The 15,654-nt window shown below is 41.0% G+C and carries 14 protein-coding genes; 1 reads left to right on the forward strand and 13 read right to left on the reverse strand.

Translation table 11 applies throughout. The features are described from left to right. Positions 1–213 precede the first annotated feature (213 nt). From MSC25_RS11835 to MSC25_RS11865, 7 genes are all read right to left on the reverse strand, one after another. Complete coding sequence (locus tag MSC25_RS11835; RefSeq protein WP_248443519.1) at positions 214–915, reverse strand: TorF family putative porin; 702 nt, start codon at positions 913–915, stop codon at positions 214–216. Between the two features lie 9 nt (positions 916–924). Then, positions 925–2,142 (reverse strand): BCCT family transporter, encoded by a 1,218-nt coding sequence (locus MSC25_RS11840; RefSeq protein WP_004586453.1) that lies wholly within the window; start codon positions 2,140–2,142, stop codon positions 925–927. 146 nt (positions 2,143–2,288) lie between these two features. Beyond that, positions 2,289–3,956, reverse strand: a complete 1,668-nt coding sequence (gene betA, locus MSC25_RS11845) for a choline dehydrogenase (RefSeq protein ID WP_096042949.1) — start codon at positions 3,954–3,956, stop codon at positions 2,289–2,291. 10 nt (positions 3,957–3,966) lie between these two features. Next, positions 3,967–5,430: a betaine-aldehyde dehydrogenase gene (betB, locus tag MSC25_RS11850; protein ID WP_248443520.1), complete on the reverse strand. Its 1,464-nt coding sequence runs from the start codon at positions 5,428–5,430 to the stop codon at positions 3,967–3,969. Position 5,431: 1 nt separating this feature from the next. After that, positions 5,432–6,007: a transcriptional regulator BetI gene (gene betI / locus MSC25_RS11855; protein WP_024031790.1), complete on the reverse strand. Its 576-nt coding sequence runs from the start codon at positions 6,005–6,007 to the stop codon at positions 5,432–5,434. Between the two features lie 413 nt (positions 6,008–6,420). Further along, a complete protein-coding gene (locus tag MSC25_RS11860) occupies positions 6,421–6,726 on the reverse strand; it encodes a hypothetical protein (RefSeq protein ID WP_154944719.1) in 306 nt (101 codons plus the stop codon). Further along, the gene (locus tag MSC25_RS11865) at positions 6,726–6,983 is read right to left on the reverse strand and encodes a DUF3081 domain-containing protein (RefSeq protein WP_024031788.1); all 258 of its coding nucleotides are present in this window, start codon (positions 6,981–6,983) and stop codon (positions 6,726–6,728) included. The genes MSC25_RS11860 and MSC25_RS11865 overlap by 1 nt, the downstream gene beginning before the upstream one ends. A 146-nt stretch (positions 6,984–7,129) precedes the next feature. Here MSC25_RS11865 and MSC25_RS11870 point away from each other — a divergent pair, with 146 nt between their 5' ends. Beyond that, positions 7,130–8,410: a flavohemoglobin expression-modulating QEGLA motif protein gene (locus MSC25_RS11870; protein ID WP_248443522.1), complete on the forward strand. Its 1,281-nt coding sequence runs from the start codon at positions 7,130–7,132 to the stop codon at positions 8,408–8,410. A 159-nt stretch (positions 8,411–8,569) separates the two neighbouring features. Here the strand turns inward: MSC25_RS11870 and MSC25_RS11875 are convergent, their stop codons facing one another. The 6 genes from MSC25_RS11875 to MSC25_RS11900 all read right to left on the reverse strand — a co-directional run bounded on the left by MSC25_RS11875 (position 8,570) and on the right by MSC25_RS11900 (position 15,588). Next, complete coding sequence (locus tag MSC25_RS11875; protein ID WP_248443523.1) at positions 8,570–9,793, reverse strand: type III PLP-dependent enzyme; 1,224 nt, start codon at positions 9,791–9,793, stop codon at positions 8,570–8,572. A gap of 293 nt (positions 9,794–10,086) precedes the next feature. Continuing rightward, the gene (locus MSC25_RS11880) at positions 10,087–10,941 is read right to left on the reverse strand and encodes a transporter substrate-binding domain-containing protein (RefSeq protein ID WP_085065560.1); all 855 of its coding nucleotides are present in this window, start codon (positions 10,939–10,941) and stop codon (positions 10,087–10,089) included. Positions 10,942–10,997: 56 nt separating this feature from the next. Then, the gene (locus MSC25_RS11885) at positions 10,998–11,801 is read right to left on the reverse strand and encodes a DUF1338 domain-containing protein (RefSeq protein ID WP_248443524.1); all 804 of its coding nucleotides are present in this window, start codon (positions 11,799–11,801) and stop codon (positions 10,998–11,000) included. Positions 11,802–11,828: 27 nt separating this feature from the next. Further along, entirely contained in the window at positions 11,829–13,295 is a 1,467-nt protein-coding gene (astD, locus tag MSC25_RS11890) for a succinylglutamate-semialdehyde dehydrogenase (RefSeq protein WP_248443525.1), read from the reverse strand. Positions 13,296–13,302: 7 nt separating this feature from the next. Further along, entirely contained in the window at positions 13,303–14,337 is a 1,035-nt protein-coding gene (astA, locus tag MSC25_RS11895; RefSeq protein ID WP_248443527.1) for an arginine N-succinyltransferase, read from the reverse strand. Between the two features lie 45 nt (positions 14,338–14,382). Beyond that, the gene (locus tag MSC25_RS11900; RefSeq protein WP_029774471.1) at positions 14,383–15,588 is read right to left on the reverse strand and encodes an aspartate aminotransferase family protein; all 1,206 of its coding nucleotides are present in this window, start codon (positions 15,586–15,588) and stop codon (positions 14,383–14,385) included. Positions 15,589–15,654 lie beyond the last annotated feature (66 nt).

Consider the following 15,654-nt stretch of genomic DNA (forward strand, 5'->3'; position numbering starts at 1 on the left):
TCAGGCTATTTTATGAAATTGCCCCTACCGATAGCGATTAACTTAAGCATTCACTGGCCCAGCTATTTAGCCCACAAAACGTTAAACCCTGTATTGTGCTTAATTGCCCCTAAATAAAACTAAGTTCTTTAGGGCTACAGCCTTAAAATTTAGTAAAAAAAATGCCACTTTTAAAAGTGGCATTTTTGTTTGTAGAATCTAACAACTACAAATTTATAAATCGAATGTGCGCGATATAGCAAGTACTATACGCTCATCAGCGTAATCGTAATCTAGGCTTGTGTCTTCAGCAGCAATCTCAATACCAAAGCCTTCGTAGCTAGTTTGGTACGCTAGGCGGTAATGTTTGTATGATTTCTTTTGGTTTACATCCCATGCCCATTTTTCGCCATCAAGCGAATTAGAAATATCAAAGCTTGCACGAATGGCATGATTTGGGGCAATTTCAAAGGTGTGGGCAATCATAGAAATAACATGGCCAGCACCTGTACCAAAGTAATCCCAGCTATACCAAAAGTTTAGCTCTGTTTGACCATACTCACTTGCATAGCCAAATTTTGTGTAGGCTTCGGCGTAGTTACCATCGCTGTTATTACCTTGGTATGTGTAATAAGCAATACCATAATCAGCGCTAACCGTGTCAGTTAATTGCACGTATTTACCTAGGTAGGCATCAAGTTCAAAATCAGTGTCATCACCAAAATCTACATTAGATGCCCATGCACCCGCATACACACCGCTGTCGAAAGCGTAATCAAGACTTGCTTGAATTGCAGGGTCGCTATCAGTTTGAGTTACACCGTTAAAAGTATAGTCAGATGCTGCTGTAATGGTTGTTGACCAGTTAGCTGACACCGTAGTTGATATAAGTGCGAAAGGTAGCGCTACTGCTAGTTGTTTTAGTTTGTTATTCATTGTTGATCCCTAATGTACAGTTTCTATTTTTGTGTAATCTATTTTGTTTGCTTTTGGCGAACTGTCTATATTGTTAACCGTTTTAAATTTGCTGTAGCCAATAAACGCAGCACAACCAAAAAACAGTGCAATTACTAACGCGCCAACCCATTGAATTTGTAAAAACTCAAGCTTAAACAATAGGGTTAGTAACGAAAGGGCAACAATATTGAGTATCATATAGTTCATTTTACCTAAACGTTTAACCGTTAAGTTAAGGTTATCTGTGTATAAGCGTATTAATGAATCAAGCGAATTAATAACAAACACTATCCCAACAAATACCATGGCAAAGTTTTTAATACCCGCTGTTGAAATACCCATTTCGTGGTAGTGATAAAGTACGCTAAACCAAATCGCAATCGGAATAGATGGAAATATCAACATTGCACCTAATACTTGGTATGTTTTAAGGCCGCCTACAAAACGAGACGTAAATTGGCCAATCATAATGCTCCACGCAAACCACCAAAATAGATAAAATTCATGGTAGTCATTAAGCGGTAAAACAAACTGATTTATATTGGCAAAGTAAGTACCAATTTCAGCAAGGTTATTGGTAAATGCCGACATTTCGCTATCACCAACGACAAAGGCACCTGCCCACATAAAGGCAATTAATGCGATAAATAACCACGTTGTAGAAATACTTAAAAAGCGCACGTATTTAATATCTGTACTTGAGTACACAGCAAAGCAAATAGCTGCAAATACAATAAAGTAGAAGGTAGGTATAACGCTCGAACCATCGCCTAGCTCTGGTAAGTACCACGGCAAGTTAGAAAGCAGTAGGTAAGCTGTAAAGGCACAAGTGCCAATAATAACTACGTTATTAATGAACTTAACCCATGAAATTTCGAAAAATTTAACTTTGGGCTCTATTACACAGAAATAAAAGCACGTAAGAAAGTAAAATCCCCAGATCAAGAATCCCCAATAGCCAAACTCAATAGCCAGTGGGTTTGCAAACGCGTATTCTGGGCTTGCTTTTATGTCTGCATAACCTGCAAATTCGGTTAATGGAAACATGATTAGGCCAACGTCTAGGCCTGAGGTAAATAAGATTGCGATAAAGGTAAAAGTTCTCACTGGTGTTACGCCTACTACGCGTACGTTACCCCATTTAAATAAAATAGTAATAACAGCAAGTAGCGTAAATATAATGCCAGCACTAAGCCATATAGTCATTATCGCCCTCCCAAAATGAATAAAAGTAACTCATAAGTTCTCCGTTTTTGTTTTATTACTTGCACAAACACCGCGTAACCAATTTACGCCGTGAGCCACTGCAAGTTGAACGTGCCCTACATAGTGTTAGGCACGTTATGGCTTAATTAAATCTCGCTATTACGTTGCGTTGTTTGCCAGTTACTGCTCATGGCAACGTTTACCGATGCCTGTGTAAGTGGGGTTTTACCTAAAATTAGATCAGCTGCTTTTTCTGCAACCATAATTGTAGGGGCATTTAAGTTGCCATTTGGCACCGTAGGGAAGATTGACGAGTCAACAACACGCAGCCCTTCAATACCATGAACTTGGGTATTAGAATTAACCACGGCCATGTCATCTTCGCCCATTTTGCAAGAACAAGACGGGTGATAGGCACTTTCTACTGCTTGGCGTACAAAGGCATCTATTTCTTCGTCGGTTTGAATGTGCTTACCTGGTTGAATTTCTTCATCGCGGTAGTCATCAAATGCGCTTTGCTCAATAATGTCGCGAGTTAAGCGCACACACGCTCTAAAGCCTTCAATATCGTCTTTATGCTGCAAGTAGTTAAATAAAATTTTCGGCGGTTGCTCAGGATTAGCTGATTGAATAGTGACACTACCACGGCTTTTAGGTTTGTTATGACCTACATGCACCTGAAAACCATGACCCGCAAATGCACTGCGCCCGTCGTAGCGCATCGCCGCTGGTAAAAAGTGGTACTGAATATCTGGCCATTCAACGTCTGGTTTTGAGCGAATAAACGCACACGACTCAAAGTGATTGGTTGCACCTAAGCCTTTTCGGGTCAGCAGCCATTTAGCGCCAATTAAGCCTTTTGAAATAAGACCTAATTTACCGTTTAAGGTAATAGGTTGTTTACACTTGTACTGAAAGTAAAACTCAAGATGATCTTGTAAGTTTTGACCTACGCCTGGTAAATGATGCTTTACCTCAACACCGGCTTCTTCAAGTATGGCTTTATCGCCAATACCCGAAAGCTGTAAAATATGAGGTGAGCCAATTGGACCTGCACTTAATACAACGTCTTTAGTCGCATGCGCCGTTTTAAGAGTGCCATTTACTGTGTACTCAATGCCTGTGGCTTTTTTGCCTTCTAAAATCACTTTTTGTGCTAAAGCACCTGTAATAACTGTTAGGTTACTGCGTGATTTTACTGGGTCTAAATACTCGCGCGAGGCCGAACTGCGCACACCGTCTTTAACAGTCATGTGCATTGGGCCAAAGCCTTCTTGCTGAGCTGCGTTGTAGTCGTCTGTGTGTGCATACCCTGCTTCTACACCTGCTTTTATAAAGGTGGTGTAAAGCGGGTTTTGCATTTCGTTACCGTTATTAACGCCAAGCGGGCCTGTGCCACCACGGTGCGCATTTTCACCTAAATAAAAGCTTTCTGCTTTTTTAAAGTAAGGTAAGCACGACTGATAATCCCAGCCGTTAGCACCGTGTTGCTGCCACTCGTCAAAATCTTTCGCGTGGCCGCGAACATATACCATGCCATTAATTGATGACGAACCGCCTAACACTTTACCGCGTGGGCAGTGCATTTCTCGGTTATCTAAATACGGCTCTGGCTGAGTGTGAAATTGCCATGCGTATTTATCTGTATTCATAGGAATAGAGAGCGCAGTTGGCATTTTTATAAATATACTTTTATCGCTACCACCGGTTTCTAGCAATAGCACTTTATTGTTTGTATCTTCAGATAAGCGATTTGCAAGTACACAACCTGCAGAACCGGCGCCAACAATAATATAGTCGTAAGTGTTACTCATAGTTGCCACCTTAAAACGGGCTTTCTATGTCGGCCATGCCCACATAAATAGACTTAGTTTGCGTGTAATGATCAAGCGTTTCTATGCCATTTTCACGGCCAATACCTGATTGCTTGTAACCACCAACAGGCATTTCAGCAGGTGAATTACCGTAAGCATTAATCCAACAAATACCGGCTTCTAATTGGTGAATAACACGGTGCGCACGTTTAATATCGCTAGTAAATACGCCTGCGGCTAAGCCAAGGTGTGTACCATTTGCACGGGCGATAACATCGTCTTCGTCTTCAAAAACAAGCACGCTCATAACTGGGCCAAAAATTTCTTCTTTAACAATAGTCATGTCATCGTTGCAATCGGTAAATACCGTAGGTGCAACAAAGTAGCCATTAGGCGCTGATTCAGGAGAAAGAGTTGTACCGCCAGTAAGTAGTGTTGCACCTTCGGCTAAGCCACTTTCTATGTAGCTCATTACCAATTCTTGATGCTTTTTAGAAATTAATGCCCCAAAGTTAGTATTTAAATCTTGTGGGTCGCCGGCAATAATATTCTGCTCAGTACGTGTTTTAAGCTCATCAATAAATTGTTGATATACATTTTTATGAACATAAATACGGGTACAGTTAGTACAAATTTCGCCTTGCGTATAAAAGTTACCTAGCATGGCTGCACTGACTGCTTGCTCAATATTGGCATCTTCAAACACTAATAAAGGTGATTTACCACCTAATTCCATTGTTACGTCTTTTAATGTACCGGCAGCGCTTGCCACTACTTTTTTACCTGTGCCTACTTCACCAGTGAACGACACTTTGTCTATTTCACTGTGAGAGGTTAACCACTGACCTACATCACCCGCACCTTGCACAACGTTAAATACGCCGGCAGGTACGCCTGCTTCAACAAAAACTTCAGCTAGTTTAATAGCACCTAAAGGGGTTTCTTCAGAAGGTTTAAAAATAAACGCATTACCTGCAGCAAGGGCAGGGCCCGATTTCCAACATGCAATTTGCAGCGGGTAGTTCCATGCACCAATACCAGCACAAATGCCTAGTGGCTCTTTGCGGGTATAGTAAAAGTCTTCGCCAACCATTTGCTGCTGGCCAACTTGCGCTGGTGCTAGGCCTGCAAAGTATTCAATTACATCTGCGCCTGTTTCTATATCAACGCAGTTAGCTTCTTGCATTGGTTTACCTGTATCAAGCACTTCAACTAAGGCAAGCTCGTCATTACGCTCACGTAATAAAGCAACCGCTTTTAATAAAATACGGCTACGTTCTATTGGGCTCATTTTTGACCATTGAGCAAAGCCTTGTTTTGCACTTTCGATAGCCGCGTTTTGAATAAATTCGTCGGCAACTTCTACCGAGTAAATAACTTCATCTGTGGCTGGGTTTTTTACATCAAAAGTTTCACCACTTTGGTTTGCAAGGAAGTGGCCGTTTATAAAGTTTTGATAGACAGGTGTAGTCACGCTAGGCTCCATATTGCTTGATGAGTGAATGTACATAGCTTTTTGCTAATGTTTCACTGTGTTTAAATTGGTTTTCGTCAGATTGACTTAATACTGCTCTTAACCATAGGCCATCAATCATGGCGGCGCTAAGTTCTGCAGCTTGTTTTGCTTGCTTTACGGGCATTAGTTGCTTAAAAGAAAATGCTAAATTACTTTGCAAGCGATTACTGTTTACATTTTGCAGCCTGTGCAGCTCTTGATCGTGCATTGACTGCGCCCAAAAACTTAACCACGTTCGCGTGGTGTCATTGCGCTGTTGAACAAGTGCAAAGTTGGCCTCAACAATAAACATCAAACGCTCAATTGCGCTGGTGGTTGGCTCAACTTTTTCAATTAATTCATTTTTTAAATTCGATAACAAATACCTAACGGTTGCCTCTATTAACCCCTGCTTGCCACCAAAGTAATGGCTAATAATGCCAGATGATAAACCCGCATTTTTACTGATGGTGTTAATGGTTGTTCCTTGCAAACCGCGCTGTGCAACTGACTCAATGGTCGCGTCAATTAGCTGCTGACGCCTGACAGGTTCCATTCCGACTTTAGGCATAATTTTTATTAATTGAACGTTCAATAAAGATAAGCTTAATGTAATAGCTCTAACAATTCAAGGCGCAAGTAAACAAGCAGATACCAAGATGTAGATGGATTATTAATAAAAACGGGTTAAATTGTAGTAGTGCTATATGCAGGTCTTGATTGATAAAATTGTTTATATTCAGTGAGTTATATTTAAATTTTTAAACGCTAAAAATAGTAAGGATTTGTTTACGGGGTATGAGTAATAAAAAAGATAAATATTCGTTAGAATGGTAATAGTTAGAGTACGAAGGGTATTTTAAATAAGCAAACGAAACCATTTCACATGTTTAATTAGTGTACTAATTAATAAAGTAGCAGTGTGTAATGGCTATAAGAGGAGGGTTAAGGTTAAAAAAGGCGTGTAAATTAGGCGCTATTAATAACGCCTTTAAATAATAGCGGGTAGCGTCTAAGGCGATTACCTATGTAATCATCGGCTAAGATTTGTTGGCATATAAAATTAACATCATTACTGGCCTCAAACACCCAGTCAAAGCGTTCAATAGCCAGCAAAAAACCGCGTTTAAGGTGAGTCTGTTCGCGGTATTCATTTAGGTTTCGACGGATTATCTCCAGCTTTTCTGGGTGCGCTTGCAGCTCAGTAATTACCTGGTTTATAAACGAGGTGGTTTGCGTGTTTGTGGTGCGTTTACGAATGCGTCTTGGCTGCATTATTCCTCATTAGCAATGTTGTATAGTTTTTTTAAAAAGTCGTCTTTATGTTTGTCATGCTCATAATCTAGGTGATAAGCATTATGAAACCCAAAGCGCAATAATACGCCGCTACCTTCTAAGTAAATAGTGTAGCCGTCAATGTCAGAGTAAGCCGTAACACCTTGATAATGTTTACCAATATCATTTTGTTTACCGCGCTGCTGAATACGTTCGTATACAGAGAGGATCTGCTTGTTATCGAGTTCGTTTTTCATCATTAACCCTTTATTGTTTAAAGCTATTACGTTTTATATATGAGGGTCGATCACCGTAAAAACAATGCCTAATAAGCGCTAAAATAATCTTGCTATTAACTGGTTTTACCTTATGCTCAAGCCTCATTTTTTGTTGAGCTTACACCATGATAGACAAGGCTTTACTCCTTAAAACTCGCGAACTGTCAGAGCAATTAATTGCTTTACAAACACCCATTAGAATACTCGATGCCATTAACTGGGATAAACAAATCAAAGAGACGTTTTTTAGGCAAAAGTGCCAAAAAAATCCGCTAATCGATAGCGCCTATTACCAGCAACGAGATTTAGGATTTGTCCCCAGCGAATTACGCCAAGCGTTTTCTAACTTGCATCGCAATATTATTAACCAGTTAGGTCAGCTAAATCCTATTTCTCAATACATGGGTAAAATGTGTAGTGAGTATAAAACGGTGCTCAGTATGCTTGAGTATAGAGGAACGCCTGAGTTTCATGATTTGTCGGTAGAGCTTTTTGGTCATCCAAAAGATTTATTTCATGCAGGTGAACCTTCACTGTTCGAACTTGCCAATATGTTAGAAAAACCACTGCAAAACTTATTAATAGCCGATATTTTGCCTGATGATCCTAAAAATATTAATGCAAGTGATGCCGTGCGTATTCTGTCTGAGCAAGTAAATAGCAGTATGGCGGGTATTAATGTAGAGGTTATGCTCAGCGATGGGATTGTCAGTGATGCTGCTGCAGGTGCAAATAACATTAAGCTAAATCAAGATGTTAAATTCTCACAGCGTGAGCTCGATATTTTAGAAGTGCACGAAGGGTGGATACACGTAGGTACAACGCAAAACGGGCTAGCTCAGCCTTATTTAACCTGTTTAAGTAAAGGGACGCCAAGCTCAACAGTGACTCAAGAAGGCTTAGCTGTTTTAACAGAAATAATTACCCTTAAATCAACGCCTAGGCGTTTATCAAAGTTAGTAAATCGTATTCAAGCAGTTACTAAAGTGATTGATGGCGCAGAGTTTGTTGATATATACCGTGACTACTTAGCGCAAGGGCTTTCAAAAGATGAAAGCTATACGTTAGCACAACGTGTATTTAGAGGCAGCACGGCAACAGGCTTACCTTTTACTAAGGATATTGCTTACATTAAAGGATTTGTGCTGGTATATAACTTAATTCGTGTTGCTATACAGCTTGGGCGCATTGATCAGCTGCCATTATTGTTGGTCGGAAAAATATCGATTGATGATTTTAGACTTATATCGCAATTACATAGTTTAGGTGTAATAGAAAGCCCAAAATTTGTACCACCACATTTTAAAGATTTACGAGGTTTAGCAACGTGGCTAAGCTTTGGCAAATTTATAGGGGACTTATCGTTTGAACAGTTAGAAAACGACTATAAACCATTATTTTTGTAATAAGTAGCGCAGGTTGCTTTTATTAGAGCCTGCTCTGTTGAGCAAAAAGGTAAACAAGCCCCAGTTATTTAACGCAATAAAAAAACGCAGTTGGAATGAGCAACTGCGTTGAAATGTATAGGTACAAGCCAGCGTACCTATAGCGAGGAACTTATTTTCTTAACCTGTTAATACTTGGCTGTGCATTTGCTCGTTTAATACAACGACCTCAGCACGTTTAAAAAAGTTAAAGTCGGTTGCTGTAGCAAGTGTGTAGGCACCCATCATACGGCTAATAATTAAATCGCCATTGTTTAGTTTTGGCAGCATAATTGAATCACTTATTACATCTATACTGTCGCATGTTGGGCCCGCAAGTACCGACTCAAAACGCTCGCCATCTTGTTTTGCACTATCGATAGGGTAGGCTGCTTCATCAAACATTAAACCGCTAAAAGAGCCATAAACGCCATCATCTAAGTAGTACCATGTTTTACCTTCGCGCGTGGCTTGTCCCATTACAGAGGCAACACTGGTTACACTACTTGCTACAATAAAACGGCCAGGTTCAGCAATAATTTGCATTGTTTCTGGTAATTGTGCCAACGCGATATTAATAGGCGCACAAAATACATCAATTGGTAGCACATCTGCGCTGTACGGCACAGGAAACCCACCACCAATATCGAGTGTACTAAGAGCTGGTAAGCCTAACTCAGCCACCTGTTTAACCACTTTTGCAGATGCATTTATCGCTTCAACGTATTTAGTTGGGTTAGGTGATTGCGAGCCAACATGAAACGATAACCCTTTAATACGAATACCAAGTTGCTGGGCAAGGCTAATAATGTCGATTGCCGCCTCTGGGCTGCAGCCAAACTTTTTAGATAAATCAGCAAATGCATCTTTATTACGAAAGCTTAAACGCACTAAAATTTCGGCTTGATCTTTATAGGCAATAAATTTTTCAAGCTCGTTAATGTTATCCACCACAAACACTGTACAGCCGTAGGCAAGTGCGTCGCGAATGTCACTGTCGCGCTTTATTGGGTGCGTGTGAATCGTACGCTCGCTTGGTACGCCTTGGCTTGCTACTAAGTCAACTTCGCCACTGGTTGCTAAATCAAAGCTTGCGCTTTCATCTAACAAAGTGCGCACAACAGCAGCATGCGGTAAAGGCTTTAAAGCAAAATGTAACACAACGCCAGGCAGTGCATGTTTAAGTGCACGGTATTGACGACGTATAGCGTCGCAGTCAAGCACCATTAGAGGTGCGCCATATTGTGAAGCAAGTTGTTCAATGTCGGCAATACTCGGTTGCGCGCAATCAATTGCTTGATTTGCAGCAACCGCTGCTGCAGGTACTTTAGTTACGGTGTCTTGTAGTTGTGTTGATAAAGCCATTTTATTTTCCGAGTTAATTAAGCAACTGCTCGGGTATGGTGTATCCACGAGTCAGTTGAGTGAGATCAATAGTGCAAACGCACAGTCAAATTCACTCTTGGATAGTTGCTCTATCGCCTTGCTACAAACGGGGTTTGTAATGTACTCGGATTGGCTATCATCAAGAAGCGGCGAGATAATAATGTAGGTTTTTATCCAGCGCAATAAAAATTTTAAATAAATTCAAAATAATTTATTTGTTATTAAAATCATTGGCTTATGTTGATTTGTGGAGTTTATCTTGACGATTGATTTTACTCATCAGAGGTTAAGTATACGTGCTCTTGAGAGTAAGCAAGCATCATAGCGCTGGATGTATCAGCACTATAGGCTTGTTGTAAACTTTTTTGTAAGCGGTCGTAAATTTCGGGGGTGTTCATTAAAATATTGATGGTTTTTATTACTTTTTCGCCAAGCTCTGACTTACTACATGCAAAGTAGCCATTAACAAATTCTGGAAATTCAGCTATTTCACGACTATCTATTTGTTTTAGTTGCTCACTGGTGAGTGCACCAAGTACGTTAACCTCGTAATCGACAATCATGTCTATTCTATTATGGATGAGAAGTTGAGGCAGTTGAGAGCTGGTATCTTCTGAGCTTATCGCTGCAATTTGCTCATTATACTTTGTTAAAACAGGCTCAAGTTTTTGGTAACTCGTTCCTGAGTCTACAGCTAGGGTAAAATCTTTTTCTAGTAATTGAGCAACAGAGACTCGTTCAGGAAAGTTTTGTAAGGTGCGTTTAAATGCGTATATTTTTCGTTGCTCGTAAATAGTAGTTGGTATATTTGAGAACAAAATATGTTTTTCACGCTCGGGCGTTTTTATTATATCGTAGCTGCAAACTGCTTCATTACCCATAAGCCGCTTGATTAAACGTGCTTGGTTGGTCCACTGCAATTTAGTATTAATTGTATGATTGAGCAGGCTTTCGAACGTTTTATCTGAGTTTAAAAAGCCATCAGTAGACGCATTCGCTCTAGAGAGTAATGTAAGTGGTTCATTTGCATGGCTCAATGATGATATAAGCAGTACATGCAAGATAATCAAAAATTTAGTAAATACAGGCATAAAACTTAGTGTAAATGTTCTAAATATTTTTGTCATAAAAAAAAGCCCAAACGGGCTTTTTTTAAGTTAAAACATTAAGGCATGTTTTATTTTTAACGCACGTTAGTGCTTTCAAAGATTTTATCAGCAGAGGCTGCAACAAACCCCGTGTAAAGCTCGCCATCGGCTTTAGGGTATCTAATGGCAAACTCATAAAAACAGCTAGGGATGCGCAGTTCGCCGTCGCTAAAGGTGACAGCGTACTCATCTGCAAGGGTTGATGATTGCTCTAATAATACCTCTGGTGAGCCTTTTACTTCGCCGCCTGATGTATTTAGGGCGAAGCCTGCGTCTTTAAGTGCTTGGTTAACATCCTGAATATTATCAAACTTAGCAAGCATATTAATATTTACAGTAAAGTGGTTTGCACGGTAGCCCCATGCCGACATCCACGCTGCGTACTCACTTTCAGCAAGTAACTGCTTGTATGTGTCGCTACTTACTTGCCAATGGGTACCTGAGTATAAAAAGTTATCGGCAGTTACTGCGTTTTCATCTATTTGCTCTACCATATCTGTCACAATGGCTTGTAACTCTGGCGAGCACTTTTCTACTAATAACTCAGAAATAAATACTTTAGGTTGCTTAGGGTCGCTATGCTCGTAGTGTTTAGCATAGAGCTTTTTAGCTTCAAAGTGGTATTCACCACACTCTGTATAACCAAGTGCTAAAAAGTGCGCGGCTAGTTTTTCTAGGCCTACTTTTTCAATATTAAAGGTCCGCAGCGCAATATGGTCGTTAATAATGTCATCTTTTTGCGTTGAGCCTAATAAATCATGAATTTTATCTGCCGAGGGGGTAACGGCTAAATAGTTATCCCATAGGTTTTCAAATAATGTATTTACGTTAGTGTGCATGTTAAATCCTTAAATTGGGTTATTCAATTATTCAATTACTAAGCCTGGCGCTAAAGTTTGTGGCAGGTTTACCTTATCGGCCTCAACTGATGCTACAGGGTAGGCACAATAATCAGCGGCATAATACGCACTGGCTCGGTGGTTACCACTTGCGCCTATGCCACCAAACGGTGCTGCACTAGAGGCACCCGTAATAGGGCGGTTCCAGTTGACAATGCCGGCACGAATGCGCTTTAAAAAGTGGCTGTAATCATCTTCGTTATCGCCAAGTAAGCCTGCAGATAAACCAAAGCTGGTGTTATTAGCCTCTGCTATTGCGCTGTCAAAGTCGTTGTAGCGATACACTTTAATGAGCGGGCCAAAGTGTTCTTCATCGGCCATGTTGGTAATGTTAGTTACATCAATAATACCTGGGCTTACAAACCCAGTGCCTGCTTTTAGCTGCTTAAGCTCAACAAGTATTTCGCCACCACTTGCAACTAATTCTTTTTGCGCTGCAACCATGCCTAAGGCGGCTTTTTCGCTGATCATGGCACCCATAAATGGTTGATCGCTTGCAAAGCTGTCATCAACAACAATGTTTTTAGTTGCGCTAACAAGTTTTTCTAAAATAGCATCGCCATTGAGCGATTTTTCAATAAACACGCGGCGTGCACAGGTACAGCGCTGGCCAGAAGTAATAAAGCCCGATTGAATAATATCGTGCACTGCAGCGCTTACATCGGCTACATTTTTAACGATTAATGGGTTATTACCGCCCATTTCAAGCGCTAATATTTTACCTGGGTGGCCTGCAAACTGTTTATGTAATAAATGGCCGGTGTTTGAGCTGCCGGTAAAAAATAAGCCGTCTATGTTTTGATGCGAAGCAAGAGCTTTACCTGTTTCTACTTCACCTTGCACTAGGTTAATAACACCTGCTGGTAAGCCTGCTTTTAACCAAAGTGATAAAGTAAATTCAGCAACGTGAGGGGTTAGCTCAGACGGTTTAAATACCACGGTGTTACCCGCTAAAATAGCCGGTACAATATGGCCATTAGGTAAATGCCCAGGAAAATTATATGGGCCAAATATAGCCACAACGCCGTGTGGTTTATGGCGTATAAAGGCTTTAGCACCCGGCATTGGGTTTTCAGTGGTGCCGGTACGCTCGTTGTACGCTTTAATCGAAATGGCCACTTTACCTGTCATAGCGCCTACTTCTGTGCGTGTCTCCCAAAGAGGCTTGCCGGTTTCGCGCGCTATAATGGCTGCAAATTCTTCGCTGTGCTCTTTTAATTGTGCTACAAAGTTTTCAAGTATGGTTATACGCGACTCAATAGGCGTATCTGCCCATTGTACTTGTGCGGCTCTAGCTGCATTGATTGCAGCATCTACTTGCTCGGCATTTGCGCCATTACCTTGCCATACAACTTCGCCGTTACTCGGATTAACAGAGCTAAAAGCGGGGCCTTGGCCTGAATGCCATTGGTTATTTATAAGGTGTGTGTTCATATTTGTTTTACAGGCGGAAAAAACGCGCTGCATCTCCTTGGGATAAATTAAGGGCATCAGCCACTTCTTGGCTTATTACTAATGTGTGCTTAGCGTGGTTATAGTGGGCGTGCTGGGTAAAGGTTGCTCTAAACCCACTTACACCTTGATTACAAACGGCTAAAGTATCTGAGCTGTGCTGGCTAATATGTTCCAGCTCGCCAATAGTAATAGGGCATACTTGAGATTCACGAATACTGCGAATATTACCAAGCTTGGCTTCTACCGTTGGGCCTGCATCAAACAAATCAACGTAGCCACGGTGCTCAAAGCCTTCTTTTTCGAGCAGTTTAAGTGCGGGTTTAGTTTTTTCATGCACGTTGCCAATCACTGCTTGGGCTTTTTTACTGAGTAGATTGACGTAAATAGGGTATTTAGGCATTAACTCACTAATAAACACTTTATCGCCAAGCCCCACTAAATGATCGGCCTTGGGAAACTCAATACTAAAAAAGTGCTCTTGCAGCCACTGCCAAAACGGTGAATGACCATCTTCGTCACTTACACCGCGCATTTCAGCAATCACAGTATCGGCAAAGCGTTCGCTGTGCTGCGCCATAAATAAAAAGCGTGAGCGTGATAAAAAGCGCCCGGTTAAGCCTTTACGGCTGTTTTCGCGCAAAAACAAAGTACATATTTCAGAGCATCCGGTGTAATCGTTACACATGCTTAAAATATCAACGGTGTTATAAACATTAAGTGTAGGCGAGTGGTGTACTGTTTTACCTAAATGGTAATGATAAAGCGGCACCGATAAGCCAACAGCGGCTTCTATGGCGGTTGTGCCAATAACCTCATCTGTTTCACTGTCTTCTAAAACAAATAGGTAGCTTTCATCTAACGGCTGATTGATATTTTTAGCAAAGCTTTTTTCGGCGCGGTCTATTTTGTCTTTTAATAGCTGGTCGTCCACCGGAAGTGAGGTAAACCCATGGCCCGATTCAATCGCAATTTGCTTAAGTGCAGCAAAGTCTTCAGTGGTAATAGGACGTAATACTTGCATTTATTACTTGCTCCAACAGCGCGCCCTAAGGCGCGCTTAATTAAATTAGCCGTTTACTACGTCGCTTACTGCTTTTTCAAAGCGTGCTAGGCCCTCTTTAATATCTTCAAATGGAATAACTAAAGAAGGGGTAAAACGAATAACATTCATGCCTGCAACAAGGTTCATTAAACCATTGTTAGCACTGGCAACTAAAAAGTCACGTGCGCGGCCTTCAAATTTATCGTTTAATACCGCACCAATAAGTAAACCTTTACCACGTACTTCGCTAAATACGTTGTATTTCTCGTTAATTGCATTTAAGCCATCGCGAAATAGTTGTTCACGCTCTTTAACGCCGTTGAGTACATCCGGTGTGTTTACGGTGTCAAATGCAGCTTCTGCTACTGCACAGGCAAGTGGGTTACCACCGTACGTAGAGCCATGCGTACCAACTTTTAAGTGCTCTGCTATATGAGTACGAGTGATCATAGCGCCAATAGGAAAACCACCGCCTAAAGCTTTAGCTGTAGTTAAAATATCGGGCACTACACCTAAACCTTCGTAAGCGTATAAATCGCCAGTGCGGCCAACGCCTGTTTGTACTTCATCAAAAATTAGCAGTGCATTGTGCTTAGTACATAACTCGCGTACTTTTTTAGCAAATTCATCTGTTGGTGAAATAATGCCGCCTTCACCTTGTAGTGGCTCCATCATTACGGCACATGTTTTATCACTGATAAGTGCTTCAAATGCTGCAATGTCGTTGTAATCACAATGCATAATGTCGCCAGGTTTAGGGCCAAAGCCATCAGAGTAAGCAGCTTGTCCGCCCACCGTTACAGTAAAAAATGTACGGCCGTGAAATCCTTTGTTAAAGGCAATGATTTGTGATTTTTCTTCGCCGTGTTCGTCAAGTGCAAAACGACGAGCAAGCTTAAGAGCCGCTTCGTTGGCTTCTGCGCCTGAGTTTGCAAAATACACTTTATCAGCAAATGTCGCTTCAACCATTTTTTGTGCTAAACGCAGGGCTGGCTCATTAGTCATTACATTTGATAAGTGCCAAATTTTTTCGCCTTGCTCTTTTAAAGCAGATACAAGCGCTGGGTGACAGTGGCCTAAACAATTAACGGCAATACCGCCTGCAAAATCAATAAACTCATTGTTATTTTGATCCCACACACGTGAGCCTTCGCCGCGCACTGGAATAACTGCCGACGGATTGTAGTTTGGCACCATTACATCGTTAAATAAGTCTCTTGTTACTTGCATTATGTACACCTAAAAATTGTGAATATTGAATAAAGATTAGCAAAATAAAAACGTTAGCGTTTTCTC

Source organism: Pseudoalteromonas sp. 1CM17D (assembly GCF_023161805.1).
GTDB classification, from domain to species: domain Bacteria; phylum Pseudomonadota; class Gammaproteobacteria; order Enterobacterales; family Alteromonadaceae; genus Pseudoalteromonas; species Pseudoalteromonas atlantica.

Bases quoted from the DNA above. Each gene is read 5' to 3' on its own strand.
- MSC25_RS11835 (WP_248443519.1), bottom strand. From the start codon at position 915: ATGAATAACAAACTAAAACAACTAGCAGTAGCGCTACCTTTCGCACTT.
- MSC25_RS11840 (WP_004586453.1), bottom strand. From the start codon at position 2,142: ATGACTATATGGCTTAGTGCTGGCATTATATTTACGCTACTTGCTGTT.
- betA (WP_096042949.1), bottom strand. From the start codon at position 3,956: ATGAGTAACACTTACGACTATATTATTGTTGGCGCCGGTTCTGCAGGT.
- betI (WP_024031790.1), bottom strand. From the start codon at position 6,007: ATGGAACCTGTCAGGCGTCAGCAGCTAATTGACGCGACCATTGAGTCA.
- MSC25_RS11860 (WP_154944719.1), bottom strand. From the start codon at position 6,726: ATGCAGCCAAGACGCATTCGTAAACGCACCACAAACACGCAAACCACC.
- MSC25_RS11865 (WP_024031788.1), bottom strand. From the start codon at position 6,983: ATGAAAAACGAACTCGATAACAAGCAGATCCTCTCTGTATACGAACGT.
- MSC25_RS11870 (WP_248443522.1), top strand. From the start codon at position 7,130: ATGATAGACAAGGCTTTACTCCTTAAAACTCGCGAACTGTCAGAGCAA.
- MSC25_RS11875 (WP_248443523.1), bottom strand. From the start codon at position 9,793: ATGGCTTTATCAACACAACTACAAGACACCGTAACTAAAGTACCTGCA.
- MSC25_RS11880 (WP_085065560.1), bottom strand. From the start codon at position 10,941: ATGACAAAAATATTTAGAACATTTACACTAAGTTTTATGCCTGTATTT.
- MSC25_RS11885 (WP_248443524.1), bottom strand. From the start codon at position 11,801: ATGCACACTAACGTAAATACATTATTTGAAAACCTATGGGATAACTAT.
- astD (WP_248443525.1), bottom strand. From the start codon at position 13,295: ATGAACACACACCTTATAAATAACCAATGGCATTCAGGCCAAGGCCCC.
- astA (WP_248443527.1), bottom strand. From the start codon at position 14,337: ATGCAAGTATTACGTCCTATTACCACTGAAGACTTTGCTGCACTTAAG.
- MSC25_RS11900 (WP_029774471.1), bottom strand. From the start codon at position 15,588: ATGCAAGTAACAAGAGACTTATTTAACGATGTAATGGTGCCAAACTAC.